Source organism: Pseudomonas sp. B21-041 (genome assembly GCF_024748675.1).
GTDB classification, from domain to species: domain Bacteria; phylum Pseudomonadota; class Gammaproteobacteria; order Pseudomonadales; family Pseudomonadaceae; genus Aquipseudomonas; species Aquipseudomonas neuropathica.
Genome location: NZ_CP087175.1, coordinates 4,843,592 through 4,866,674 on the forward strand (window position 1 = coordinate 4,843,592; position 23,083 = coordinate 4,866,674).

Genomic DNA, 23,083 nt, shown 5'->3' on the forward strand with positions numbered 1-23,083 from the left:
TCTGAAATCGAGGCGCCTTCATCCCGGGCAAGCCACGCTCCCACAGGTTCTGTGCCGGTGCATGGCTTGCCCGTTTTGTTTGGGTGCAGGGTTTTAAGGGTGAGTTAAGTTGCGCTGGTTAACCTGAGGCCACTTAAACGAGTCACCCAAGGAATGAACCGATGAAAACTTTGACTGCCCTGTTTACCGCCGCTGCCCTGACCCTCACTGCTGGCGTGGCCCTGGCTGATGTCCGCGTCGACCAGATCCCGCAACTGGTCAAGGAAGGCAAGATCAAGTCGCTGGAATCGATGAATGCCGAAGCGCTGAAACTGCATCCGGGTGCAACTATTACTGACACTGACCTGGATAACCACTTCAACGGTTATGAGTATGAAGTTGAATTGAAAACTGCTGATGGCAAAGAGTTCGATGTGGACTTTGATGCGACCACTGGCAAGGTGTTGAGCAACAAGCAAGACACTTGATTGAACGCACCACCAAAAGCCGCACGATTGAAAGATCGTGCGGCTTTTTTTGTGTTCGGCTTTTTTGATGTGTTGTCAGTGAAATTTTCTCCCCCTCACCCCAGCCCTCTCCCCCAAGGGGGCGAGGGGGGAAGGGAGCAGATCGGGGACTTTTCAATGCCTGAGTTCGACTCGCAATCTTGAAGCCGATCAGGAAAACAACAAGGACCTGAGTGCGCCTCGAAATCTCAGGTCGGCGTAGCTCGAACAGTCACCGCGGTCAGTTCCCTCTCCCTTGGGAGAGGGCTAGGGTGAGGGGAAAAGGCATCACACCGAGGTGCTGACCAACGCCCCCGAAGTGCTCGAGTCGGAATCCTGCAACGCCTGCAACAGCGAGGCGGTGGCGGTGGACAGGGAGGCCGAGGTGGCGGTGATCTGCGCTTGTGCGGCGGCTACTTCGGCGGTTTTGGCATCCGAACTTTCCTGCTTCGCCTGGGCCGCTTGCAGCGCTTGCTGCTCCTCCTGCAATTGCTTCTGCAACTCGGCAATCTGCTTGCGCAGTTCTTTCACCGAATCCGATTCTTCACTGCTGGAATCGCTGTCACCCGCGGGTGCCGCACCACCGCCCGCAGCCACTTTGCTGGTGTCCGCTTTCACGCCAGTGCTGGCGGCTGCCGTGGTCGAGGTATCGTCACCAACGTCGCTGATTGCGGTTTTACTGGTGGGTGTCGTGACGGTCTGATTGATCGAAACTGAAGTAATGCTGACCATGGAAAGGCTCCAATGCCGGTTATAGATAACCGGTCATCGACCACGGCTGCTTCAATTTGAGATCGACTGTGTACCAACTCGGTATCCGAACCGGTACACAGGCATTGGCGTCAGGCACTCAGACGCGCGGTGACTTCGTTCAACTGCCCCGACAGACCATGCAGGTTCTGGCTGGCGCTTTCAGTGCGCTGCACGTTGTCGAGGTTGGTGCTGGCGATCGAGGTGATTTCGGTGAGGTTGCGCGAGATGTCCTCGGCCACCGAGGTCTGCTCTTCGGCGGCGGTAGCAATCTGACGGTTCATGTCGCGGATCGCTTCCACCGCGTGGGTGATGCGCTCTAGCATCGCGCCGGCCTGGGTCACCTGCTCGACGCTTTCATCACTGCGCGTCTGGCCGCTGTCGATGGCTTGCGCCGCGTCCACCGCGCCGGTCTGCACGCTCTGGATGATCTGGTTGATCTCGATGATCGACTCGGCGGTGCGTTGTGCGAGGTTGCGCACTTCATCGGCGACCACGGCAAAACCACGCCCGGCCTCACCGGCGCGCGCCGCTTCGATGGCCGCGTTCAAGGCCAGCAGGTTGGTCTGTTCGGCGATGCCGCGAATCACTTCCAGCACTTTGCCGATGCGGCCGCTGTCGGCTTCCAGACGACGGATCACCGTGGCGGTATTGGCGATTTCGCCGCGCATCTGGGTGATCGAATGGATGGTGCTCTGCATGACCTTTTCACCCTGCTGGGCGGACTGGTCGGCATCGTCGGCCGCACGCGCAGCATCAGCGGCGTGACGTGCGACTTCTTGCGCGGTGGCGGACATTTCGTTCATCGCCGTGGCCACTTGATCGGTGCGATTGAATTGTTCGTTGGTGCCGCCGGCCATGGTCGTGGCGATCGCATTCAACTCGCCACTGGCGCTATCCAGATCGCTGGCGCTGCGTTGCAAACGGGTGAAGGTTTCGGCGAGGAAATCGCGCAAGGTGTTGGCGGCGGCGGCGAGGTTGCCCAGCTCATCCTGGCGGTCGCTGACCACGCGCTCGGCGAGTTTGCCGCGACTCAACTGAGTGACGTAATCGATGAGTTTGCGGATCGGTTCGACCAGGTTGCGGTTGACCAGCCACAGGCTCAGCAGGCCGATCAGCAGGCCCGATGCGAGCATCACCAACAGCCCCAGCCACACGGTGCGATCGGCGTCAGCACTGATCAGCGCCGATTGCGCGGTGCCCTGTTTGCGCAGTTCGGCAACCAGTTCACTCATCTGGTCGCTGGCGGCACGGTCGACACCTTTGACCGCGCTGTCGCCCGCCGTCGGATCGCCACCAGCCGCTACGTAGGCATCGCGGCCCTTCTGGTAGGCAGCGCCGAGCAGACGATGTTCTTCACGCAGACGTTCGATGCGGTTTTTCAGGCTCGGCTTGATGCCTTTCTGGCTGGCCAGTTCACCGAGGATGTTCTGCACATCGCGCTGACGATCCTCGAACTGACCCCAATATTTGGCCAGATCCGCCGGCTGCTTGCCGCGCAGCAGAACGTTTTTCCATTCCTGCACCTGCACCTTGAATTGCAGGTTGGCCTCGTCGATCAATTGCGAAGTGTGCAAGGGACCGGCGATCAACTGGCTGTAACTCTGCACGCCGTTGGAGAGGAAATGAAAACAGGCCAGGGCAATCAACAGCACCGCCAGCAGGCTGCCGCTCAGCAGGGCGAGAATTTGCGCTCTCAGGGATTTTTGCAGCATCGAAAGATACTCAGGACAAGGATGAGGCACGCCCGGTAAGGCGTAAAATTTTGCCGGACATCCCTGTCGGCACGCCTTGGCTCATGGCCAAGCGCGCGCAACGTAACCCAAGTGTGATCGGCACGCCAGAGCGCCTCTTGAAGAAAATCCGACCATCGGTAAGTCGCTGATTTGACGTCACTTTGCCGTCACATAAACGTCATGTGACATTGCGATGATGCGGCTCAGTGAACCTGCCATTTGCACAACCGACGCACCCTCCTCGCAGCGAGCCTTCATGAACCACAGCCTCGATATCAGCCATCGCGATCCCGATCTGTTTGGCCTGCTCTACGGCTATCGCTTCCTGCCCGGTGAACGTGGCCGCGAAGTCGATTCCGCCACGGCGTTGCGCTGTTTGCAGGACGACAGCGACAGTGGCGAATTTCTTTGGCTGCACCTCAATCTGGCGCACGCGGCGTGCGAGCGCTGGATGAAAAGTCATCTGCAATTGCCCGAAGAGTTTTTCGAGGCGTTGCATGAAGGCTCGCGGTCGACGCGCATCGAGCATGTCGACTCGGCGTTGCTGGCGGTGGTCAACGATGTCGTGTTCAACCTCAGCAGCATGGTCTCCTCGGACGTGTCGACGCTGTGGGTCTGTGTGCGCAGCAAACTGATCGTCAGTGCGCGTCTGCAACCGCTGCACTCGGTGGATAAATTGCGCTCGTCGGTGAAAGCCGGCGAGCGCTTTCGTTCGCCATCGGAATTGCTCGTGCATCTGCTGCGCGATCAGGGTGAAGTGCTAACGCAGATTGTGCGCAAGACCAGCATGAGCGTCGATCAGGTCGAGGACGAATTGCTCTCCTCCCGGCTGTCGACCAACCGTGCCGAACTCGGTGCCAATCGCCGCGTGTTGGTGCGTTTGCAACGGCTGCTGGCGCTGGAGCCGGGCTCGTTGCTGCGTCTGCTCAACCGGCCGCCGCCCTGGTTGCAAAAGGAAGACGTCAAGGAGTTGCGCAAATCCACCGAGGAGTTTGCGCTGATCATCAACGACCTCACCGCCCTTGGCGAGCGGATCAAACTGTTGCAGGAAGAGATCGCCGCCAACCTCAACGAACAGAGCAACCGCACGCTGTTCACCCTGACCGTGGTGACGGTACTGGCGCTGCCGATCAACATCATTGCCGGTTTTTTCGGGATGAATGTGGGTGGGGTGCCGTTGTCGCAAGATCCGGAAGGGTTCTGGATTTTGGTTGCACTGGTGGCGACGTTTACCGTGATTGCCGGGCGTTGGGCGTTTCGCAAACGCGGGGATTACTGACGCCTGAACGCTCGTTCCCACGCTCTGCGTGGTAATGCATCAAGTGACGCTCTGCGTCACAGGGACGCGGAGCGTCCCGGGCGTCATTCCCACGCAGAGCGTGGGAACGAGCAGAAGACCGACGGTGGGGCTAATCAGCCAAACACTGACATGGCGCAGTCTCTCTGTAACATTCTGCAACGATCATGGGCGACATTCCTTCCCTCGCTCAGGATTGTCCTGCCATGGCTACTCCCTCCCTGACCGCCAGCCCCGCGTCCGCCCACAGTGGCAGGCCAGCCCTCGACAAGAAAACCGGCCCGTTTACCTACGTGATCTTTTTCGCCGTGTTGGCGATGGGAATGCTGTTCACCGCTTACAGCCTGATGCACGACATGCACGAACTCGGCACGGTAGTCACCACGTGGACGCCGTTCCTGCTGCTCGGCGTGGCGCTGCTGATTGCCCTGGGTTTCGAGTTCGTCAACGGTTTCCACGACACCGCCAACGCCGTCGCGACGGTGATCTACACCCACTCGTTGCCGCCGAATGTCGCGGTGGTCTGGTCGGGGTTCTTCAACTTTCTCGGCGTGTTGCTTTCGAGCGGCGCGGTGGCGTTCGGCATCATCGCGTTGCTGCCGGTGGAGTTGATTCTGCAGGTCGGTTCGTCTGCCGGTTTCTCGATGATTTTCGCCCTGCTGATCGCGGCGATCCTGTGGAACCTCGGCACCTGGTGGCTGGGCTTGCCGGCGTCGTCTTCGCACACGCTGATCGGTTCGATCATCGGCGTCGGCGTGGCCAACGCCTTGATGCACGGCCGTGACGGCACCAGCGGTGTCGATTGGGCGCAGGCGACCAAGATTGGTTACGCCTTGCTGCTCTCGCCGCTGGTAGGTTTCGGTTGCGCGGCGCTGTTGCTGCTGGCGCTGCGTGCGTTCGTGAAGAATCGCGCGCTGTACAAGGCCCCTAAAGGCAACACCCCGCCGCCGTGGTGGATTCGCGGTTTGCTGATTCTGACCTGCACCGGCGTGTCCTTCGCCCACGGCTCCAATGACGGCCAGAAAGGCATGGGCCTGATCATGCTGATTCTGGTCGGCACATTGCCGATGGCCTACGCCTTGAACCGCACCATGCCCGAAGAACAATCGCTGCAGTTTGCCGCCGTGGCGCAAGTCACCCAGCAGGCGCTGGTGAAAAGTGCACCGCTGCCGACGCCCGCCGATCCGCGTGCGGTGCTCTCCGATTATGTGCGCAGCAAGGACGCCACGCCGCAACTGATCCCCGCCCTCGCCGCCCTCACTGGGCACATCGGTGAAGAAGTCAAAGGCTACGGTTCACTGGCGAAAGTCCCGGCCGAAGCCATGGGCAACGTGCGTAACGACATGTACCTGGCCAGCGAAAGCATTCGCCTGATGGACAAAAACAGGGTCGGCAATTTCGACGCCGACACCAGCGGCAAACTGCAACTGTTCAAGCAACAGATCGACAACGCCACGCGGTTTATTCCGCTGTGGGTGAAGATCGCCGTGGCCATCGCGCTGGGGCTGGGCACCATGGTCGGCTGGAAGCGGATTGTGGTGACGGTCGGCGAGAAGATCGGCAAGACCCACCTGACCTATGCCCAGGGCGCCTCGGCGGAAACCGTGGCGATGTTGACCATTGGCGCGGCGGACATGTTTGGTTTGCCCGTTTCGACGACCCATGTGTTGTCTTCGGGGGTGGCCGGGACCATGGTCGCCAACGGTGGCGGGTTGCAGATGAGGACCATCCGCAATCTGTTGATGGCGTGGGTGCTGACACTCCCCGCCGCCATTCTGCTGTCAGGCAGCCTGTACTGGCTGTTCACCCAGATCTTCTGACCGACGAAGATCCCCTGTAGGAGTGAGCCTGCTCGCGATAGCGGTGTGTCAGTCAACATTGATTAAACTGACACACCGCTATCGCGAGCAGGCTCACTCCTACAGTTTTGGTGTTCAGGTTCAGAGCGCGGAGCGAATCAGATCGCCAAGCCAATCCATGAACACGCGCACTCGCAAAGGTAAGTGTCGCTGCCTGGCATAGAGCAATGAAATCCCCATCGCCGGCGCGGTGAATTGCGGCAATACGGTCACCAGTTCGCCGTTTTCCAGATGCGGCTGCATACCGGTGCGCGGCACCTGCGTCAGACCAAAACCGCCCAGGCACGCCGACTCGTAAGCGTCAGTGCTGTTGACCGTAATGCTGCCAGCCATCAGCAAGCGTTTAACCTGACCGCCCTCCTCGTACACAAAACCTTCCGAACGCGAACCCAATACGCCGACGTAATGCACCAGCCGATGCTGCGCGAGATCTTCCAGGGTTTGCGGCACGCCGTAGCGCTCGAGGTACGCGGGGCTGGCGCAGTTGACCATCTGGAAGTCGCCGAGGTGCCTCGCGACCACCGACTGATCCGGTTGCGCGCCGATGCGCACCACGCAATCGAAGCCTTCGCTGAGCAGATCAACCCGGCGATCGGTGCTGCTGATTTCCAGTTCCAGGTTCGGGTGACGCTCTATGAACTGCGGCAGGCGCGGCATGATCAGACGCCGCGCGAGAATGTTCGGCATGTCCACCCGAATGCGCCCGGTCAGCGACGCCTCGTCCTGGCGGAACAAGCCCTCGATCTCGTCCATGTGCGAGAGCAGATCCTTGCTGCGCTCGTACAACACCAGGCCGTCCTGCGTCGCCTGCACCTTGCGCGTGGTGCGTTGCAGCAGACGCGTGCCGAGCAGGGTTTCCAGCGCTTGCACATGTTCGGACACGGTCGAGCGCGGCAAGCCAAGGCTCTCGCCCGCGAGGGTAAAACTCGACAGTTCGCTGACCCGGACGAAGGTGCGCAGCAGTTCCAGTTTGTTCATGGGCCACCTATTGATTGTTCGGTTTAACCGATCAGTGATTCCGGTTTCAGTCTGTTTATCACCATAGGACGGACAAATAAACTTTGATCCATCACCTGATCACTCACGGCAATCGAGGAAAAACCATGGACCGCAAAATCGCATTGATCACCGGCGCCAGTCGTGGCCTGGGAAAAAACGCCGCCCTGCACCTCGCCGCTCAAGGCATCGACATCATCGGCACCTACAACAGTCGCGCCGATGAGGCCCAAGCGCTGGTGCTTGAACTGGAAAAATTCGGCGGCAAAGCCGTGATGCTGCAACTGGATGTCAGCCGCAGCGAGAGTTTTGCCGGTTTCGGTGCGCAGGTTGAGCACGCGTTGCAGGAAACCTTCAAACGTCAGCGCTTTGATTTCCTGATCAACAATGCCGGGATCGGCGTGCACGCGCTGTTCGCCGAAACCACGCCGGAGCAGTTCGATCTGCTGATGAATATTCAGTTGAAAGGGCCGTTCTTCCTGACCCAGCAATTGCTACCCCTGATCAACGACGGCGGCCGGATCATCAATATTTCCAGCGGCCTGACCCGTTTCAGCTTGCCGGGTTACGGCGCTTATGCGGCGATGAAAGGGGCAATGGAAGTGCTGACCCGTTATCAGGCCAAAGAGCTGGGTGCGCGGCAGATTGGTGTAAACATTCTCGCGCCGGGGGCCATCGAAACTGACTTCGGTGGTGGTGCCGTGCGCGACAATGCGGCGGTGAATGCGATGGTCGCCGACAACACCGCGCTGGGCCGGGCCGGGCAGCCGGATGATATTGGCGGGGCGTTGGCGTTGTTGCTGTCGCCCGGTGCGCAGTGGATCAATGGTCAGCGGGTCGAGGCATCTGGCGGCATGTTCCTCTAACCAACGCTGAAACACAGCCCTGTGTAGGAGCTGCCGAAGGCTGCGATCTTTTTTAAAAACAACATCAAAAGATCGCAGCCTTCGGCAGCTCCTACATGGAGATGGGGGTTAGCCCTGACAAGCGTTGCGGGTCATGAAGCGTTCGCGCAGTACGTCGTAGCCCCAGTGATACACGTAGGTGTACGGCAGAAAGAACAGCAACACGCCGATGTCGAGCAAAAACGCCTGCCACAGGCTGACCGACAACCACCAAGCAATCAGTGGCACACCCATCACGATCAAACCACCTTCGAACAGCAACGCGTGCACCACCCGTACCCAGGCATTGTGCGCAACGTTCATACGCGCCAGCAGACGATCGAAGAAGCGGTTGAACACCACGTTCCAGCCCAGCGCCAACAGGGCGATCAACACCGTCACCGCGCCCATTTCAAGCATCGGTTTTTGCATGATCCACGCCAGCAACGGGGTGCAGATCAGAATCGCCAGCAGTTCGAAACCGATGGCCTGGAAAATACGTTCAGAGATGGATTTGTGGGCAGTCATGGCCTGACTCCTTGAGTGAAGATGGTTGCCATGATCTATCTTGATACCGATACTTCATAACCAATAACCATCGATCAAGGCGATAGTTGATGATCTCGCAGGAAGTGCTGTTGGCATTTGTCCAGGCGGCGACCCAAGGCTCGTTTTCGGCAGCGGCGCGCAAACTGGGGCGCAGTCAGTCGACGATCAGCGCGGCGGTGGCCAGCCTTGAGATCGATCTGGATCTGCAGTTGTTCGATCGCAGCAGCCGCAAACCGGCGCTGACCCCGGCCGGGCATGTGATGCTGCAACGCGCTGAGGCGATTCTGGCGGCCAGCAGTCGTCTGGAAATGACTGCGCGGCAGTTGTCCCAAGGCGTCGAGCCGAAGCTGACCGTGGCGATTTCCGACACTTATCAGTCGCACCGTTTTGAAGCGGCGCTGGTCGGGTTTGAGCAGCGTTATCCGGATCTGGAGCTGGAATGCCTGATCGCCGAATGCGATGACCTGATCGAACTGGTGCAGCGCGGTCGTGCGCATCTGGCCTTCGCCGAAATGCAAGAGAACTACCCACCGGACCTGGCGACCTCGACGGTGGCCGAGCGCACGGAAATCGCCCTGTTCGTCAATCGCGATCACGCGCTGGCCAAGCTTGATCTCGTTGATCAACACATCCTGGAACAACACCGTGAATTGCGCCTGGCGACTATCGTCAATCCTTACGACAGTCGCGGCAAAGGTCGGGTGTGGTCGGCGCCGAGTTATCTGATGTTGCTGGAAATGGCCGAAAAAGGTTTTGGCTGGGCGCCGTTGCCACGTTGGCTGGCGCAGCGTTTTGGCAATGATTTGCTGGTGGAGTTGAAGGTGCGCGGCTGGCCTAAGCCGGTGTTTGTCGATGCCTTGTGGTCGCGGCTGTATCCGCCGGGGCCGGCGGGGAGCTGGTTGTTGAGCAAGATGCTGGAATAGCGGCGCTGCCAATCGCTGCCAATCGCTGGCAAGCCTGAAGTCAAAAGCCCCTCACCCCAGCCCTCTCCCGGAGGGAGAGGGCTGGGGTGAGGGCCATTCCAGCGCCATGAGCCGCCCTTCGATAAAACGCCGCTCCGGCTCTTGCCGGGTCAGCTCCAAGGCCCGCATATACGCAGCCCGCGCTTCTTCCACCCTACCCAACTGCCGACAAAACTCCGCCCGCGCCGAATGCGCCAAGTGGTAATCCTGCAACTCGCCGCGACCCAAAATCCCTTCAATCAGATTCAAACCGTTCAGCGCCCCATCCCGCTTGGCCACCGCCACCGCCCGGTTCAACTCGATCACCGGCGAAGGCATCGCACGCAACAGCACGTCATACAAACCAACGATCTGCTCCCAATCCGTCTCCCCCGCCGACGGCGCCTCAGCATGAACCGCCGCAATCGCCGCCTGCAAACAGTATGGCCCAAACCGCCGTGTCGTCAGCGCACGCTCAACCAGCGCACTACCTTCAGCAATCAGCCCGGCATCCCACTGAGATCGATCCTGATCATCCAGCAGCACCAGTTCACCACTCGGCGAAGTGCGCGCCGACCGTCGCGACTCGTGCAACAGCATCATCGCCAGCAGCCCCATCACCTCCGGCTCCGGTAGCAATTCCATCAACAGTCGGCCAAGCCGTATCGCCTCGCGGGTCAGATCTTCACGGATCAACTCGGCCCCGCACGACGCCGAATACCCTTCGTTGAACACCAGATAAATCACCCGCAACACGCTATCGAGGCGCTCGGGCAGTTCGCTCAGGCTCGGTACTTGATAGGGAATTTTCGCGTCACGAATCTTCGCTTTGGCGCGCACGATGCGCTGGGCAATCGCTGCCGGCGCGGAGAGAAAGGCGCGGGCGATTTCCTCGGTGGTCAGGTCGCAGACTTCGCGCAACGTCAGCGGCACTTGCGCATCCGCCGCCAGCGCCGGGTGACAACAAGTGAAAATCAGCCGCAGACGATCGTCTTCCACGTCTTCACCGCTCCAGTCCGCCTGTTCCAGTTCTTCCAGCTGCGCCAACAACAATGGCTGCGAGGCCTTGAACCGCGCGCGGCGGCGCAACACATCAATTGCCTTGAAGCGCCCGGTAGACACCAGCCAGGTGCGCGGGTTGTCCGGCACGCCGTCGCGCTGCCAGCGTTCGACCGCGACGAAGAACGCCTCGTGCAAGGCTTCTTCGGCGAGGTCGAAATCACCCAGCAAGCGAATCAGCGTCGCCAGGATCCGCCGCGATTCTTCGCGGTAGACCTGCTCGACCCGCGCCTTGACCTCAGACATTCAATTGCCGCACCGGTCGTACTTCAACGCTGCCCACCCGCGCGGCCGGAATATTGCCGGCAACCTGAATCGCTTCGTTGAGGTCCTTGGCGTCGATCAGGTAGAAGCCGGCCAGTTGCTCCTTGGTTTCGGCAAACGGGCCGTCGGTGATCGACAGTTTGCCGTTGCGCATACGCACCGTGGTGGCGGTCTGCACCGACTCCAGCGCCTCGGCGGCAACCATCCGCCCGCTGCCCTGGATCGACTCGGCGTAGGCCCAGCACTCGGCGTCCTCCGGGCTGTCGGGCGATGAATGCAGCAGGCGTTCATCGCTGTAGACCAGGCATAAATACTTCATGGCGTTCTCCTGAATCGGACGGTTCAACTATGGCTGAAGATCAGGGGGTCACATCGAACAGCGTCGCACCGCTCATCGGATCAAACGGCGCCGACCAGTGTTCGTGGGCGATTTTCCACGCCCCGCCAACCTGCCGATAGCAAGCGGTGACGCGCATCCAGCAGCTCTGGGTTTCGCCCTTGTCATTGGTGCCGCCGCAGTTGGCCACCCAGTGGGCGAAAGCGATGTTGTCAGCACTTTCGATGGCGATTTCGTGGAACTCGAAAATGTGCGGGCCGGGGCACATTTCCATGCACTCGACCCAGTGCGCGCGGTAGGCGGCTTTACCCTTGAATTGCAGGGCCTTGATCGCGTCGAAAGAGACGATGTCGTCGGCGTACAGCGCCATGACTTTCTCCACGTCCTTTTTCATGACGGCTTCGCGGTAGGTGTTGATCAGGGTCTGGATATCGGTTTGTGCGCTCATGCTGTTCTCCGTGGTTTTTGTTGTGAAGACACCCTTAGTCGTTCGGCGAACGGGCAGATCGACAGGCGAAACAAAAAATTTCCGCAGAAGACAAAATCGCTAGAATCCGAGCCTCATCTTTGTAGGAAAAAGGAAATTCCCGTGTCAGCCCAACTCGTGCCGTACGACAACCTGAACGCCTTGCAGCGTGAGCAAGTCGAGGCGATTGAAATCCATGCCGAGCAGATCAAGTTCTCCGGTGATATCCACGGTGCTTTGCACACCCTGCTGTCGAAACCCGGCCCCGGGGTGAAGGGCTTTGCGCTGCTGGCGGATGACGTGCCGGTGGCGTTTCTGTTGCTCAAGCGCCCGCCGGTGTTGCCGGCTTGGGCCGATGAACACAGCGCCACCCTGCATGCGTTGCAGGTCGATCGCCGCGCTCAGGGCAAGGGTTACGGCAAGGCGTGTCTGCAAGCGTTGCCCGAAGTTGCACGTCAGGCGTGGCCGGAGATCAAGGGGCTGGAATTGTCGGTGGATGCGGATAACGACGCGGCCATCGCGCTGTACGCCAAGCACGGCTACGTCGACAGCGGCGAAGCGTACAAGGGCCGGATCGGTTACGAACGGCGCATGGGCCTGTTTTTCTAAGTCATCGAGGGAAGCACGATGATCGACTCAATCGAAGCACTGGAAGCGATTTACGGACTGCCGCATGAACGAGCGCTGCGCAAGCAGATCGGTTTTCTCAACGAGGATTATCAAGCAATGGTGCGCCTGTCGCCGCTGGTGATTGTCAGCTCGGTGGGCACCGATGGCCTGGATAATTCGCCGCGCGGTGACAAAGCCGGGTTTGTGCGGATCATTGACGAACGCACGCTGGCGTTGCCCGATCGCCCAGGTAACAACCGCATCGATACTCTGCGCAATGTGCTGCACGATTCGCGGGTGTCGTTGTTGTTCATTATTCCGGGGATTGGCGAGACGTTGCGGGTCAATGGTACGGCGACGATCAGCGCTGATCCGCAGTTGCTGGAAAGCTTTGCGGTGAACGGCAAACCGGCGAAAACGGTGTTGCTGGTGACGGTGGAAGCGGCGTTCTTTCATTGTTCCAAAGCGTTTGTACGCTCGGATGCGTGGAATCCTGAAACGCATCTGCCGCGCTCGGCTCTGCCCTCCGCCGGCGCGTTTCACAAACGCCTGAACGATGGCGAGTTCGACGCCGAAACCTACGACCGCGAAGCACCGAAACGAGTTGCCGACACCCTCTACTGATACTCCCGTAAATGATCGTTAAATGATCGTTCCCACGCTCTGCGTGAGAATGCAGCCGGGGACGCTCTGCGTCCCAAAGTCGTGACGCAGAGCGTCACAGGAGACATTCCCACACGGAGCGTGGGAACGATCAGTATCGGGCTGGCTTTAGAGAGTAAGGATCATCTCGTGCCACGCCATGCCGCCGTGATCCGACTCCGACGGTTTGATGTAGGCAAAACCAAACCCGGCATACAAAGGGATGTGCTTTTCCTTGCACATCAGATGAATCGTCGCCTTACCCATCCCGCGCATCCGCTCGATGAACTCGCCCATCAAGCGCTTGGCCAGCCCCTGCCCTTGATAATCCGGGTGCACCACCACGGACATGATCACCACGTTCGGCCCTTTCGGGTCGTGGCCGATCAGCTCCTTAAACGCCTCGTCCGACATCTGCACGTCAAACGCCGCGCCGGAATTGACGAAGCCTGCCACCACGCCCTCCACTTCGGCGACGACAAAACCTTCAGGCCAGGTGGCAATGCGCGTGGCGATCTTCTCGCGGGTGGCCGCTTCGTCACCTTCGTAGGCAACGGTTTCGATGGCGTAGCAGCGGTCCAGGTCGGCGGCGGTGACGTTGCGGATAACGGTGTTCATGGCGGCTCGGAAATCGGCAGAAGAAAGTGCCGAAAGCATAAAGGAATAAGGCCTGCATATCGATGCGCAAGGGCGGCGTAAAGCCTGCGTATAAGTGCTTTTCTTCGGGTTCGCGGCGGGCTATTTCTCAGGTGTGTCTCTGACTACCCTTGGGGGAAACCGCTTATGAGCAGCGTTGAAATCGGCCTGTTGATGGTGTTGGGCATCAGTACGTTCGGCTTTATCACTCTGGGCATCGACCTGTTGCGGGCGCGACGGTTGGGCAAAGGCAAGCGGGGTTGAAAACCATGAGGCGGATCATTGATCCGCCTCATGCTTGTCGGCTCAGGCCTTGGTATCGACCGGCACGCAGATTTCCAGTTTGCCGGTGTGCAGCTTCGGATTGAAATCCGCGCTGTAACGCTCCAGCTCCGGGGCGTTGAGCTCCACGTAATGAGAGGTCGGCAGCCAGGTCTTGTAGATGTATTGCAGGGTTTGTGGCAATTGCTCGAGCGGTCCTTTGTGCTCGAATACTGCGTACTGGCGAGGCAGCACTTCGACCCACTGGTAGACCTTCTGGTCGAGGTCATCGAGCTTACTGATTTCCACCCCGGCGATGTAATCGAAGCCGCCCGTGCCGTCGAAATTGCTGCAGACACCGTAGGTCACTTCGTTCTTTTGCCCCTGGATCTTTCCCAGGTGCGGCAAGAACTTTTCCCACAGCGCCGGGATGTCTTTGGCTGTGTCTTGGGTAAATCGACCGCGAAAACCTGCAATCAGCAAGAAGTGTCCATGTTCGAAGCGAGGTTCAGCCACTTCGACGCGTTTTTGCTCATCCATGACTCGACTCCTGGAACAAAAAAAGGGGTTCGGCTGGGAGTATAGAAAGCCCGATCCAAATCGCACGGTTACAGCGCGTGCAACTGCTCGACGGCGCCCGAACCGACAAATTCGTTGTAGCCAGATACGATCACGTACACCGCGAAATAGCAGAAGATCGCTGCAGATGCCATGTAGGAATAGCGTAATAGCTTATCGCCCAAGAGCTTGCCGCCATGGCTCGCAGCGAAGCACAAACCGGCGGACCACAGCAGTCCGGCGCAGAGGAACCCACCGAGGAACAGCGCCGAACTCAAAGGACCGCCACCACCGGAACGCGCAATCAAGGTGCCGCCCACCGCCGCGAACCAGAGAATCGCGCTCGGCGACGACATGGCGAGAAATATCCCCCGGAAGAACTCTTTGCGATGGGAGTTCTGCCCCACTTCCGCCGTCTCGGCCAGCAGCGCTTCGTGATGGATCGCCGAGTAAATCATCTTCGCCGCAAAGTAGATCAGCAGCGCCGAACCACCAATCCACAAAACCCAACGCACGGTCTCGTATTGCAGCAAAACGGTCATCCCGGCCAGCGCCAGAACCGCATAAACCAGGTCGCCAACACAGGTGCCGAGGCCCAGCGCAAAGCCCTGAAAGTAACCGCGCTGCATCGCCAGGGTGATCATGGCGATGTTGGCCACGCCGATATCCAGGCACAGCGAAAGGCTCAGCAAGAAGCCGCTGGTGAATTCCATCTACCGATTTCCTTGGGACAAAATTGTTTACAAACGGGCTGGACAGTATGCCATCACTGACCTTATCTTCCGCCACAGGTCACCGCAGTGACCAGCGTCGCTCGGACGGTTCCGGGCGCTTACGTTATCCGAGGCAACAATGGCTGAACAAGGTTCGCCGCGCCGCTTTGCGCGCATAGATCGACTCCCCCCTTATGTTTTCAACATCACCGCCGAGCTGAAAATGGCTGCCAGGCGTCGTGGTGAAGACATCATCGACTTGAGCATGGGCAACCCCGACGGCGCCACGCCGCCGCATATTGTCGAAAAACTCGTCCAGGTTGCCCAACGCGAAGACACCCATGGTTACTCCACATCCAAGGGTATTCCGCGTCTGCGCCGGGCGATTTCCAACTGGTACAAGCAACGCTACGAGGTCGACATCGACCCGGAAAGCGAAGCCATCGTCACCATCGGTTCCAAGGAAGGCCTGGCGCATTTGATGCTGGCGACCCTGGATCAGGGCGACACCGTATTGGTGCCAAACCCGAGCTACCCGATTCACATCTACGGTGCGGTGATTGCCGGTGCCCAGGTGCGTTCGGTGCCGCTGGTGCCAGGCGTGGACTTCTTCGACGAACTGGAACGGGCCATTCGCGGTTCGATTCCGAAACCGAAAATGATGATCCTCGGCTTCCCATCGAATCCGACCGCACAGTGCGTGGAACTGGATTTCTTCGAACGGGTGATCGCCCTCGCCAAGCAGTACGACGTGCTGGTGATTCACGATCTGGCTTACGCCGACATCGTCTACGACGGCTGGAAAGCCCCGTCGATCATGCAGGTGCCAGGCGCCAAGGACATTGCGGTGGAGTTCTTCACCCTGTCCAAGAGCTACAACATGGCCGGCTGGCGCATCGGTTTCATGGTCGGTAACCCGGAACTGGTCAACGCTCTGGCGCGGATCAAGAGCTACCACGACTACGGCACCTTCACCCCGCTGCAAGTGGCGGCGATTGCCGCGCTGGAAGGCGATCAGCAGTGTGTGCGCGACATCGCCGAGCAGTATCGCCAGCGCCGCAACGTGCTGGTCAAAGGCCTGCATGAACTGGGCTGGATGGTTGAGAATCCGAAGGCGTCGATGTACGTCTGGGCGAAGATCCCTGAGGCCTACGCGCATCTGGGTTCGTTGGAGTTTGCCAAGAAACTGCTGGCCGAGGCCAAGGTCTGCGTCTCGCCGGGGGTGGGGTTTGGTGAGTATGGCGACGATCATGTGCGCTTTGCGCTGATCGAAAACCAGGACCGGATTCGTCAGGCGGTGCGCGGGATTCGCGGGATGTTCCGGGCGGATGGGTTAGTTACCAAATAACTGACCCACCTCTGATCGTTCCCACGCTCCGCGTGGGAATGCCTCAATGGACGCTCTGCGTCCGCTTTGGGACGCAGAGCGTCCCGGGCTGCATTCCCACGCAGAGCGTGGGAACGATCACCCACAAAAAAACCGCATCGCTGCGGTTTTTTTGTGTCTGCGTGAAGCCGCTTAAACGAACAGCGACAACAGCAGGATAAAGCCCAACGCGACGATGGAGAGGATGGTTTCCATCGCCGTCCAGGTCTTGAACGTCTCGGCCACGGTCATGTTGAAGTACTGCTTCACCAACCAGAAACCGGCGTCGTTCACGTGGGACAGGATCAGCGAACCGGCGCCGGTGGCCAGCACCAGCAACTCACGGTTAACGCCCGGGATCATCCCCACCACCGGCACGACAATGCCCGCGCCCGTGATGGTCGCCACAGTCGCCGAACCGGTCGCGATACGGATCACCGCCGCCACCAGCCACGCCAACAGGATCGGCGAGATCTGCGCGCTGACCGCCATGTGGCCAATCACGTCGCCCACACCGCTGGTGACCAGCATCTGCTTGAAGCCACCGCCGGCACCGATGATCAGAATGATCGCGGCGGTTGGCGCCAGGCTCGCGTCGAGCCACTTGAGCATCTGCTGCGAACCGATGCCCTGCTTGTGCCCGAAGGTGTACAGCGACAGCAGCAACGCCAGCAGCAGTGCCGAGATCGGGTGACCGATCATGTCCATCCAGGTGCGGAAGAAGTGACCGTCCGGCAGCGCCACGTCAGCGAAGGTTTTCAGCAGCATCAGGAACACCGGCAGCAGCACGGTGATCAGGGTGATGCTGAAGCTCGGCAGCGTGGTCGAGTCGTCATTTTCGCGGGCCAGTTGATCGACCAGTTCCTGATTCGGGTGACCCGGAATGTACTTGGCGATAAACGTACCGAAGATCGGACCGGCAATGATCGCGGTCGGCAGCGCAACGATCAGACCGTAGAGAATGGTCTTGCCGATGTCAGCGCCAAACACGCCGATGGCCAGCAGCGGGCCCGGGTGCGGTGGCACCAGACCGTGCACGGCGGACAGACCGGCGAGCAGCGGGATACCGATCTTGATGATCGACACGCCGGTGCGGCGCGCAACGATGAACACCAACGGAATCAGCAGCACGAAGCCGATTTCGAAGAACAGCGGGATACCCACCAGAAACGCGGCGAACATCATCGCCCACTGGACTTTGTCTTTACCGAACGCACGGATCAGGGTCTGGGCGATCTGATCCGCCCCGCCCGATTCGGCCATCATTTTGCCGAGCATGGTGCCCAGCGCAAGGATGATGCCGACAAAACCGAGCACGCCACCGAAGCCGTCCTGGAACGCTTTGATGATGGTGCCGATCGGCATGCCCGACGTCAGGCCGAGGAACGCGGCGGCGATGGTCAGGGAAATGAACGGGTGAATCTTGAATTTGGTGATCAGGATAATCAGGCCGATTACCGTGACCACTGCATCGAGCAGCAGGTAGGCGTCGTGGGACATGCCAAACATTGGGGGTGTCTCCTGGATTGTTGTTGTTATTAAAGCGGGTTAAACAGAAGTCGGAAGGACAGCGCTATCTCTTTCAACACACTCATACCGCCTGCTTCAGACCGTGGGCCTGCCACCAGACGTGAGCCTGGGACGCCAGCTCTTCAACGCTGTGGATCGAAGCATTCAACGCCAACGTCAACGGCTCACCCTTCGGCGATTCGAGGGTGGCGAACTGGCTTTCGATCAACGTCGCGGGCATAAAGTGGCCCGGACGGTGGGACACACGTTCAGCGGCAACTTCAGGGGTCAATTCAAGAAACACGAAACCCAGGCCCGGCAAGGCGCTGCGCAACACTTCGCGATAACTGTGTTTAAGGGCCGAGCAAGTCAGCACCGGGCGTTTGCCCAGCGCGTCGACGCGACGCAGTTCATCGCACAGGCTGTCGAGCCAGCCGGCACGGTCGTCGTCGTTCAGGGGGATCCCCGCGCTCATCTTTTCGATGTTCGCGGCCGGATGGAAAGTATCGCCTTCAATGGCAGTGGCGCCGCTCAATTGGCACAGGGCCTCGCTGACGCACGTCTTGCCGCAACCGGCAACGCCCATGATGACCAGGGCGGTGATGGGATGACTCATATAACACCTCAGCGCGCAGACAGCGCTACCTTTGCTAGCTATGACTCTAGTGCACAGGCAGAAGTTGCCGACGCCTTCTTGTCGTTTTTTTGGGTTGCAGCAGGTTTGTTCCCAACGCCAAAAAGCGAAGATCAGGCAGGACCTCGCTTACGCATTTACAGCTGCATCAGGACAGCGCTACCTTAGTGCCTTGATTTTTGTTTGGCAAGCCGCCCGATGACCTCCCCTAAAAACGATAAAAATACCCGCACCACCGGCCGTCCCACCCTGAATGAAGTTGCCCGCCTGGCCGGTGTCAGCCCGATTACCGCCTCCCGGGCCTTGCGCGGTGTCAGCACCGTGGCCACTGACCTTGTGGAAAAAGTCCAGAAAGCCGCGCTCGAACTCAACTACGTGGTCAACCCTGCCGCCCGCGCATTGGCCTCGGCGCAGAGCCATTCGGTCGTGGTATTAGTGCCTTCGTTATCCAACTTGCTGTTCATCGATACGCTGGAAGCCATTCATCGGGTGCTCACGCCCAAAGGCTTCGAAGTGCTGATCGGCAACTTCCACTATTCACGCGATGAAGAAGAAAACCTGCTGCGCAACTACATGGCCTATCAGCCGCGCGGTTTCTTGTTGACCGGTTTTGACCGCACGGAAAGTTCGCGGCGGATGATCGAGGCGAGCAATATTCCCTGCGTGTACATGATGGAACTGGACAGCGCTGCCGGGGTGAATTGCGTCGGCTTCTCGCAGCTCAGTGCCGGTGAAACGGCGGCCGAGCATTTGCTCTCACGTGGGCGCAAGCGTCTGGCTTACATCGGTGCGCAACTTGATCAGCGCACGTTGTTGCGCGGTGAAGGCTTTCGCAAAGCGTTGCAAAAGGCCGGGCGTTACGACCCGGATCTGGAAGTACTGACGCCTCGTTCTTCATCGGTGGGCTTGGGCGGGGAGTTGTTTTTGCAATTGCTCGCGGCGCATCCGGACGTTGATGCGATCTTCTTTGGCAACGACGACCTGGCGCAGGGTGCGTTACTGGAAGCGCTGCGTCACGGCATCAAGATTCCCGAGCAGGTGGCGATTTTGGGCTTCAACGATTTGCCGATGTCAGAGCACATGGTGCCGCGCCTGAGCAGCATCAACACCCCGCGTGAAGCGATCGGCCGGCGCGCGGCGGAGCAGATGCTGACGTTGATGGCGGGTAACTCGGTCGCGCGCCCGGTCGAGGACATGGGTTTCGAACTGAAGATCCGCGAAAGTACCTGACGCTGTCGCCCCCCCGTAGGAGCTGCCGAAGGCTGCGATCTTTTGATTTTGCTCTTAAAAACAAGATCAAAAGATCGCAGCCTTCGGCAGCTCCTACAGTTTTATGTGGTGCTCACAAATGCTGCGTTGAAACACAATCCCTGTGGGAGCGAGCCTGCTCGCGAAATCGCTGTGTCAGATAAGCATGTGCCGACTGACACGACGCTTTCGCGAGCAGGCGCGCTCCCACATTGGATCTCCACAGTCGCTAGTGGCTGAGCAAGTCAACGAGGGCCAGCGCGCCCTTCTGCAATGGCTGGCTCTTGAGCCACACCGCATGCACCGGCATCACCAGTCCGTTTTCGATGTTGCGGAAATTCAGCCGTTTCAGTCGCCCGGATTCGATCCGCGACTGCACCACCGACAACGGAAAATTGCCCCAGCCCAACCCCGCCTCAACCATTTCCATCGCCGTCTCAAGGCTATCGGTGCGCCAATACGACTCCGCCACCAACGGCCGCGTTTCACTGATCGGCAAGTCACGACTGGCGACGATGATTTGCCGTACATGCACCAGATCCTCAAGAAACAGATCCTGACCCCGCAACAACGGACTGTCCGCCGCCAGGGTGGCAATCATCCGTTCGCTGCCGACAAACTGAAAACGCTCCAGCACATTCATGCTCAATCCGGCGAACGCCAGGCACAGGCTGACGCGGCCGCTGTGCAGCATCGCCAACACGTCGTCCTGCGGTGCGGTCAGCACTTCGATATCGAGCAACGGATGGTGCTCGGCGATCACCTTGATCGCCGCCAGCAAACGGCGCCGGTCGATGTCCGCGACTACGCCGATCGACAACTTGCTCTCCAGCCCCAACGACAGTTCCACCGCATGCACTTGCAACTGCTTGAGTTGCTCGGCAATCAGCCGCGCGTGTGGCACTAGCGACAGCGCCATCGCCGTGGGTTGCGGTTCGCGATGGCTGCGGTCGAACAGCAGATAACCGAGTTCCGCCTCAAGGTTGCCGATCCCCATACTCACGGCCGACGGGACTTTGCCCAACGCACGCGCCGCCGCCGAAAACGAGCCGCGTTCGATTACGGCAAGAAATAGCTCGATGCTGTCACTGTTGAAATTCAATTTGCACACCTATCAACAAAACTGAAAGCTACTGACTTTTTCTGTCAGCCCTATTGAAGCTATCTTTCGCCGCCTTCGCCAGTCCCGCTGGCGACAAACGGCAAAAAAGAGGCAACTCCCCATGCAAGGCGTCAAACGCAAACTGGTCTACGTGTCGCTCTACGAAGTGATCGGCATGACTTTCTCCGCCCTCGGTCTGGCGTTATTGTCCGGCACCTCACCGGGCAGCACCGGGCCACTGGCGGTGATCATCACCACCATCGCCGTGACCTGGAATTTCATTTACACCTCGCTGTTCGAGCGCTGGGAAAGTCGCCAGGTATCGCGCACGCGCACAGTGAAACGCCGTATCGCTCACGCGGTGGGCTTTCAACTGACGCTGATCGTGTTCCTGATTCCGTTGATTGCCTGGTGGATGAACATCAGTCTGGTGCAGGCGTTTCTGCTCGATCTGGCGCTGATCATTTTCATCCCCTGCTACACGTTTGCCTTCAATTGGCTGTTTGACCGGATTTTCGGGCTGCCAGCCTCGGCGCTACCAGATTCGGCGGCTGCGGCATAAATCGTTAATTCGTAAGCAGATATTGCGAGAATTCAGCGGTTTATCTGTTTAATCCGCCGATATTCACAATCCGTGAACTCCGATAGCAGGCTAAGCTTTTCCATCAATAAAAAATGGACCAGCCCATGACTGCACACGCCCCCGCCACCGCACAAAGCGACGGCATCGACCCGATCCGCGCTGCTCAGGTATCCGCCCGCATCGATCGCCTTCCGGCGGTCGCGACGATCTGGCGGCTGGTGGCGCTGCTGTCGATCGGTGGGTTTTTCGAACTCTACGACCTGTTCCAGACCGCTTACATCAGCCCCGGACTGATCCGCGACGGGATCTTTGCCACTGGCAATCAGGGCGTGTTCGGTTTCTCTGATCAGGCGGCGTTTGCCTCGGCAACGTTTCTCGGCCTGTTCCTCGGCGCCAGTCTGCTCAGCCCATTGGCGGATCGTTTCGGCCGCCGTGCGATCTTCACCTTCGCGCTGGTCTGGTACACGGTGGCGACGGTGTTGATGGGGATTCAGAGTTCGGCGCTGGGTATCATCTGCATGCGCTTTCTGGTTGGCATCGGCCTGGGCATCGAGCTGGTCACCATTGATGCTTACCTCTCGGAACTGGTGCCGAAACGCATGCGCAGCTCAGCCTTTGCCTTCGCGTTTTTCGTACAGTTCCTGTCGGTGCCGGCGGTGGCATTGATGTCGTGGTGGCTGGTGCCGCAAGCGCCGTTCGGGGTCTCCGGCTGGCGTTGGGTGGTGCTGGCAAGCGCGGTGTTTGCGCTGTTTATCTGGTGGCTGCGCAAACGTCTGCCGGAATCGCCGCGCTGGCTCGCGCAGCATGGCCGCTTTGAGGAAGCCAACCGGATTCTCGACACTATCGAGGCCCGTTGCGAGAAAGATCACGGTAAACCGCTGGACGCCCCCGAAGCCGTGCCCGTCGACGTCGAAGGCAAGGGCCGTTTTGCCGATATCTGGCAGCCACCGTATCGCCGCCGCGCGTTGATGCTGATCGTGTTCCACATCTTCCAGGCCATTGGGTTCTTCGGTTTCGGCAACTGGCTGCCGGCGCTGCTGTCCGGTCAGGGCGTCAGCGTCACTCACAGTTTGATGTACGCCTTCATCATCACCCTCGCCTACCCGCTCGGGCCGCTGCTGTTCGTCAAGTTCGCCAACCGCTTCGAGAACAAATGGCAGATCGTCGGTTCGGCCCTCGGCGCGATGACCTTCGGCACCTTGTTCGCCCTGCAGACCAGCGCATTCGGGCTGATCTTCTGCGGGGTGATGATCACTTTCTGCAACGCCTGGCTGAGTTTCAGCTATCACTCGTACCAGAGCGAATTGTTCCCGACCAACATCCGCGCGCGCGCCGTGGGTTTCTGTTATTCGTTCAGTCGCTTGTCGACAGTGTTCAGCAGCTTGTTGATCGGCTTGTTTCTCGACAATTTCGGTACGCCGGGGGTATTGGCGTTTATCGTCAGCAGCATGCTAATCGTGATGCTGACCATCGGCTGGTTCGGCCCGCGCACGCGCAATCTGGCGCTGGAAAACATCGCTCATCGCTGATGGACAACGGTCATCCTCTGCCGCTTATCGGCAAGGGATGACCGCCACGAATACCTGACTGATGATCAAG

General features: G+C 59.4%; 24 protein-coding genes. 11 read left to right on the forward strand and 13 right to left on the reverse strand.

Annotation, left to right across the window (positions count from 1 at the left end):
* Positions 1-161: 161 nt before the first annotated feature.
* Positions 162-467, forward strand: coding sequence for a PepSY domain-containing protein (locus tag LOY43_RS21535; RefSeq protein WP_194933667.1), 306 nt, complete (start codon positions 162-164; stop codon positions 465-467).
* A 306-nt stretch (positions 468-773) separates the two neighbouring features.
* Here LOY43_RS21535 and LOY43_RS21540 read toward each other — a convergent pair whose 3' ends face one another.
* Positions 774-1,217 carry a hypothetical protein gene (locus tag LOY43_RS21540; RefSeq protein ID WP_095126168.1) on the reverse strand — a complete coding sequence of 148 codons (444 nt, stop codon included), beginning with the start codon at positions 1,215-1,217 and terminating at the stop codon, positions 774-776.
* Between the two features lie 110 nt (positions 1,218-1,327).
* Positions 1,328-2,950: a methyl-accepting chemotaxis protein gene (locus tag LOY43_RS21545; protein WP_258708701.1), complete on the reverse strand. Its 1,623-nt coding sequence runs from the start codon at positions 2,948-2,950 to the stop codon at positions 1,328-1,330.
* A 277-nt stretch (positions 2,951-3,227) separates the two neighbouring features.
* Here LOY43_RS21545 and LOY43_RS21550 point away from each other — a divergent pair, with 277 nt between their 5' ends.
* Both LOY43_RS21550 and LOY43_RS21555 read left to right on the forward strand, forming a co-directional pair.
* The gene (locus LOY43_RS21550; protein WP_007917764.1) at positions 3,228-4,250 is read left to right on the forward strand and encodes a transporter; all 1,023 of its coding nucleotides are present in this window, start codon (positions 3,228-3,230) and stop codon (positions 4,248-4,250) included.
* A 224-nt stretch (positions 4,251-4,474) separates the two neighbouring features.
* Entirely contained in the window at positions 4,475-6,088 is a 1,614-nt protein-coding gene (locus LOY43_RS21555; RefSeq protein WP_258708702.1) for an inorganic phosphate transporter, read from the forward strand.
* Between the two features lie 120 nt (positions 6,089-6,208).
* Here the strand turns inward: LOY43_RS21555 and LOY43_RS21560 are convergent, their stop codons facing one another.
* Positions 6,209-7,105, reverse strand: a complete 897-nt coding sequence (locus LOY43_RS21560; protein ID WP_258708703.1) for a LysR family transcriptional regulator — start codon at positions 7,103-7,105, stop codon at positions 6,209-6,211.
* Positions 7,106-7,230: 125 nt separating this feature from the next.
* On the opposite strand from LOY43_RS21560, the gene LOY43_RS21565 reads away from it, so the two are divergent.
* Positions 7,231-7,989 carry an SDR family NAD(P)-dependent oxidoreductase gene (locus LOY43_RS21565; protein WP_095048155.1) on the forward strand — a complete coding sequence of 253 codons (759 nt, stop codon included), beginning with the start codon at positions 7,231-7,233 and terminating at the stop codon, positions 7,987-7,989.
* A 108-nt stretch (positions 7,990-8,097) separates the two neighbouring features.
* On the opposite strand, the gene LOY43_RS21570 is transcribed toward LOY43_RS21565, so the two are convergent.
* Entirely contained in the window at positions 8,098-8,535 is a 438-nt protein-coding gene (locus LOY43_RS21570; protein WP_095126172.1) for a multidrug/biocide efflux PACE transporter, read from the reverse strand.
* Positions 8,536-8,624: 89 nt separating this feature from the next.
* On the opposite strand from LOY43_RS21570, the gene LOY43_RS21575 reads away from it, so the two are divergent.
* Entirely contained in the window at positions 8,625-9,479 is an 855-nt protein-coding gene (locus tag LOY43_RS21575; protein WP_258708704.1) for a LysR family transcriptional regulator, read from the forward strand.
* A gap of 51 nt (positions 9,480-9,530) precedes the next feature.
* On the opposite strand, the gene LOY43_RS21580 is transcribed toward LOY43_RS21575, so the two are convergent.
* From LOY43_RS21580 to LOY43_RS21590, 3 genes are read right to left on the reverse strand one after another with little or no spacing between them, the layout of a single operon-like run.
* Positions 9,531-10,802 carry an RNA polymerase sigma factor gene (locus LOY43_RS21580; RefSeq protein WP_095048158.1) on the reverse strand — a complete coding sequence of 424 codons (1,272 nt, stop codon included), beginning with the start codon at positions 10,800-10,802 and terminating at the stop codon, positions 9,531-9,533.
* Positions 10,795-11,139, reverse strand: a complete 345-nt coding sequence (locus LOY43_RS21585) for a YciI family protein (protein ID WP_008081988.1) — start codon at positions 11,137-11,139, stop codon at positions 10,795-10,797. The genes LOY43_RS21580 and LOY43_RS21585 overlap by 8 nt, the downstream gene beginning before the upstream one ends.
* A 40-nt stretch (positions 11,140-11,179) precedes the next feature.
* Positions 11,180-11,605 (reverse strand): nuclear transport factor 2 family protein, encoded by a 426-nt coding sequence (locus tag LOY43_RS21590; RefSeq protein WP_095126173.1) that lies wholly within the window; start codon positions 11,603-11,605, stop codon positions 11,180-11,182.
* A 141-nt stretch (positions 11,606-11,746) separates the two neighbouring features.
* On the opposite strand from LOY43_RS21590, the gene LOY43_RS21595 reads away from it, so the two are divergent.
* Positions 11,747-12,232 (forward strand): GNAT family N-acetyltransferase, encoded by a 486-nt coding sequence (locus LOY43_RS21595; protein WP_095048161.1) that lies wholly within the window; start codon positions 11,747-11,749, stop codon positions 12,230-12,232.
* An 18-nt stretch (positions 12,233-12,250) separates the two neighbouring features.
* Positions 12,251-12,856, forward strand: a complete 606-nt coding sequence (locus LOY43_RS21600) for a pyridoxamine 5'-phosphate oxidase family protein (protein ID WP_095048162.1) — start codon at positions 12,251-12,253, stop codon at positions 12,854-12,856.
* Between the two features lie 147 nt (positions 12,857-13,003).
* Here the strand turns inward: LOY43_RS21600 and LOY43_RS21605 are convergent, their stop codons facing one another.
* From LOY43_RS21605 to LOY43_RS21615, 3 genes are all read right to left on the reverse strand, one after another.
* Positions 13,004-13,492, reverse strand: a complete 489-nt coding sequence (locus LOY43_RS21605; protein WP_095048163.1) for a GNAT family N-acetyltransferase — start codon at positions 13,490-13,492, stop codon at positions 13,004-13,006.
* A gap of 324 nt (positions 13,493-13,816) precedes the next feature.
* A complete protein-coding gene (locus LOY43_RS21610; protein WP_258708705.1) occupies positions 13,817-14,311 on the reverse strand; it encodes a GyrI-like domain-containing protein in 495 nt (164 codons plus the stop codon).
* A gap of 68 nt (positions 14,312-14,379) precedes the next feature.
* Entirely contained in the window at positions 14,380-15,042 is a 663-nt protein-coding gene (locus LOY43_RS21615) for a LysE family translocator (protein ID WP_095048165.1), read from the reverse strand.
* A gap of 139 nt (positions 15,043-15,181) precedes the next feature.
* Here LOY43_RS21615 and alaC point away from each other — a divergent pair, with 139 nt between their 5' ends.
* A complete protein-coding gene (gene alaC, locus LOY43_RS21620) occupies positions 15,182-16,390 on the forward strand; it encodes an alanine transaminase (protein WP_053122962.1) in 1,209 nt (402 codons plus the stop codon).
* A gap of 171 nt (positions 16,391-16,561) precedes the next feature.
* On the opposite strand, the gene LOY43_RS21625 is transcribed toward alaC, so the two are convergent.
* Positions 16,562-17,917, reverse strand: coding sequence for a GntP family permease (locus LOY43_RS21625; RefSeq protein WP_258708706.1), 1,356 nt, complete (start codon positions 17,915-17,917; stop codon positions 16,562-16,564).
* An 82-nt stretch (positions 17,918-17,999) separates the two neighbouring features.
* On the reverse strand, positions 18,000-18,533 hold the full coding sequence (locus tag LOY43_RS21630) for a gluconokinase (RefSeq protein WP_095048167.1): 534 nt from the start codon (positions 18,531-18,533) through the stop codon (positions 18,000-18,002).
* A 216-nt stretch (positions 18,534-18,749) separates the two neighbouring features.
* On the opposite strand from LOY43_RS21630, the gene LOY43_RS21635 reads away from it, so the two are divergent.
* Entirely contained in the window at positions 18,750-19,781 is a 1,032-nt protein-coding gene (locus LOY43_RS21635) for a LacI family DNA-binding transcriptional regulator (protein WP_095048168.1), read from the forward strand.
* A gap of 247 nt (positions 19,782-20,028) precedes the next feature.
* On the opposite strand, the gene LOY43_RS21640 is transcribed toward LOY43_RS21635, so the two are convergent.
* Positions 20,029-20,901 (reverse strand): LysR family transcriptional regulator, encoded by an 873-nt coding sequence (locus tag LOY43_RS21640; protein WP_258708707.1) that lies wholly within the window; start codon positions 20,899-20,901, stop codon positions 20,029-20,031.
* Positions 20,902-21,022: 121 nt separating this feature from the next.
* Between LOY43_RS21640 and LOY43_RS21645 the strand changes: the two genes are divergently transcribed.
* Both LOY43_RS21645 and LOY43_RS21650 read left to right on the forward strand, forming a co-directional pair.
* On the forward strand, positions 21,023-21,463 hold the full coding sequence (locus LOY43_RS21645) for a PACE efflux transporter (RefSeq protein ID WP_093430448.1): 441 nt from the start codon (positions 21,023-21,025) through the stop codon (positions 21,461-21,463).
* A gap of 125 nt (positions 21,464-21,588) precedes the next feature.
* Positions 21,589-23,013, forward strand: coding sequence for an MFS transporter (locus LOY43_RS21650; protein ID WP_258708708.1), 1,425 nt, complete (start codon positions 21,589-21,591; stop codon positions 23,011-23,013).
* The last annotated feature ends 70 nt before the right edge of the window (positions 23,014-23,083 follow it).

Coding starts and splice junctions, on each gene's coding strand:
- LOY43_RS21535 (WP_194933667.1), top strand. CDS start 162: ATGAAAACTTTGACTGCCCTGTTTACCGCCGCTGCCCTGACCCTCACT.
- LOY43_RS21540 (WP_095126168.1), bottom strand. CDS start 1,217: ATGGTCAGCATTACTTCAGTTTCGATCAATCAGACCGTCACGACACCC.
- LOY43_RS21545 (WP_258708701.1), bottom strand. CDS start 2,950: ATGCTGCAAAAATCCCTGAGAGCGCAAATTCTCGCCCTGCTGAGCGGC.
- LOY43_RS21550 (WP_007917764.1), top strand. CDS start 3,228: ATGAACCACAGCCTCGATATCAGCCATCGCGATCCCGATCTGTTTGGC.
- LOY43_RS21555 (WP_258708702.1), top strand. CDS start 4,475: ATGGCTACTCCCTCCCTGACCGCCAGCCCCGCGTCCGCCCACAGTGGC.
- LOY43_RS21560 (WP_258708703.1), bottom strand. CDS start 7,105: ATGAACAAACTGGAACTGCTGCGCACCTTCGTCCGGGTCAGCGAACTG.
- LOY43_RS21565 (WP_095048155.1), top strand. CDS start 7,231: ATGGACCGCAAAATCGCATTGATCACCGGCGCCAGTCGTGGCCTGGGA.
- LOY43_RS21570 (WP_095126172.1), bottom strand. CDS start 8,535: ATGACTGCCCACAAATCCATCTCTGAACGTATTTTCCAGGCCATCGGT.
- LOY43_RS21575 (WP_258708704.1), top strand. CDS start 8,625: ATGATCTCGCAGGAAGTGCTGTTGGCATTTGTCCAGGCGGCGACCCAA.
- LOY43_RS21580 (WP_095048158.1), bottom strand. CDS start 10,802: ATGTCTGAGGTCAAGGCGCGGGTCGAGCAGGTCTACCGCGAAGAATCG.
- LOY43_RS21585 (WP_008081988.1), bottom strand. CDS start 11,139: ATGAAGTATTTATGCCTGGTCTACAGCGATGAACGCCTGCTGCATTCA.
- LOY43_RS21590 (WP_095126173.1), bottom strand. CDS start 11,605: ATGAGCGCACAAACCGATATCCAGACCCTGATCAACACCTACCGCGAA.
- LOY43_RS21600 (WP_095048162.1), top strand. CDS start 12,251: ATGATCGACTCAATCGAAGCACTGGAAGCGATTTACGGACTGCCGCAT.
- LOY43_RS21605 (WP_095048163.1), bottom strand. CDS start 13,492: ATGAACACCGTTATCCGCAACGTCACCGCCGCCGACCTGGACCGCTGC.
- LOY43_RS21610 (WP_258708705.1), bottom strand. CDS start 14,311: ATGGATGAGCAAAAACGCGTCGAAGTGGCTGAACCTCGCTTCGAACAT.
- LOY43_RS21615 (WP_095048165.1), bottom strand. CDS start 15,042: ATGGAATTCACCAGCGGCTTCTTGCTGAGCCTTTCGCTGTGCCTGGAT.
- alaC (WP_053122962.1), top strand. CDS start 15,182: ATGGCTGAACAAGGTTCGCCGCGCCGCTTTGCGCGCATAGATCGACTC.
- LOY43_RS21625 (WP_258708706.1), bottom strand. CDS start 17,917: ATGTTTGGCATGTCCCACGACGCCTACCTGCTGCTCGATGCAGTGGTC.
- LOY43_RS21630 (WP_095048167.1), bottom strand. CDS start 18,533: ATGAGTCATCCCATCACCGCCCTGGTCATCATGGGCGTTGCCGGTTGC.
- LOY43_RS21635 (WP_095048168.1), top strand. CDS start 18,750: ATGACCTCCCCTAAAAACGATAAAAATACCCGCACCACCGGCCGTCCC.
- LOY43_RS21645 (WP_093430448.1), top strand. CDS start 21,023: ATGCAAGGCGTCAAACGCAAACTGGTCTACGTGTCGCTCTACGAAGTG.
- LOY43_RS21650 (WP_258708708.1), top strand. CDS start 21,589: ATGACTGCACACGCCCCCGCCACCGCACAAAGCGACGGCATCGACCCG.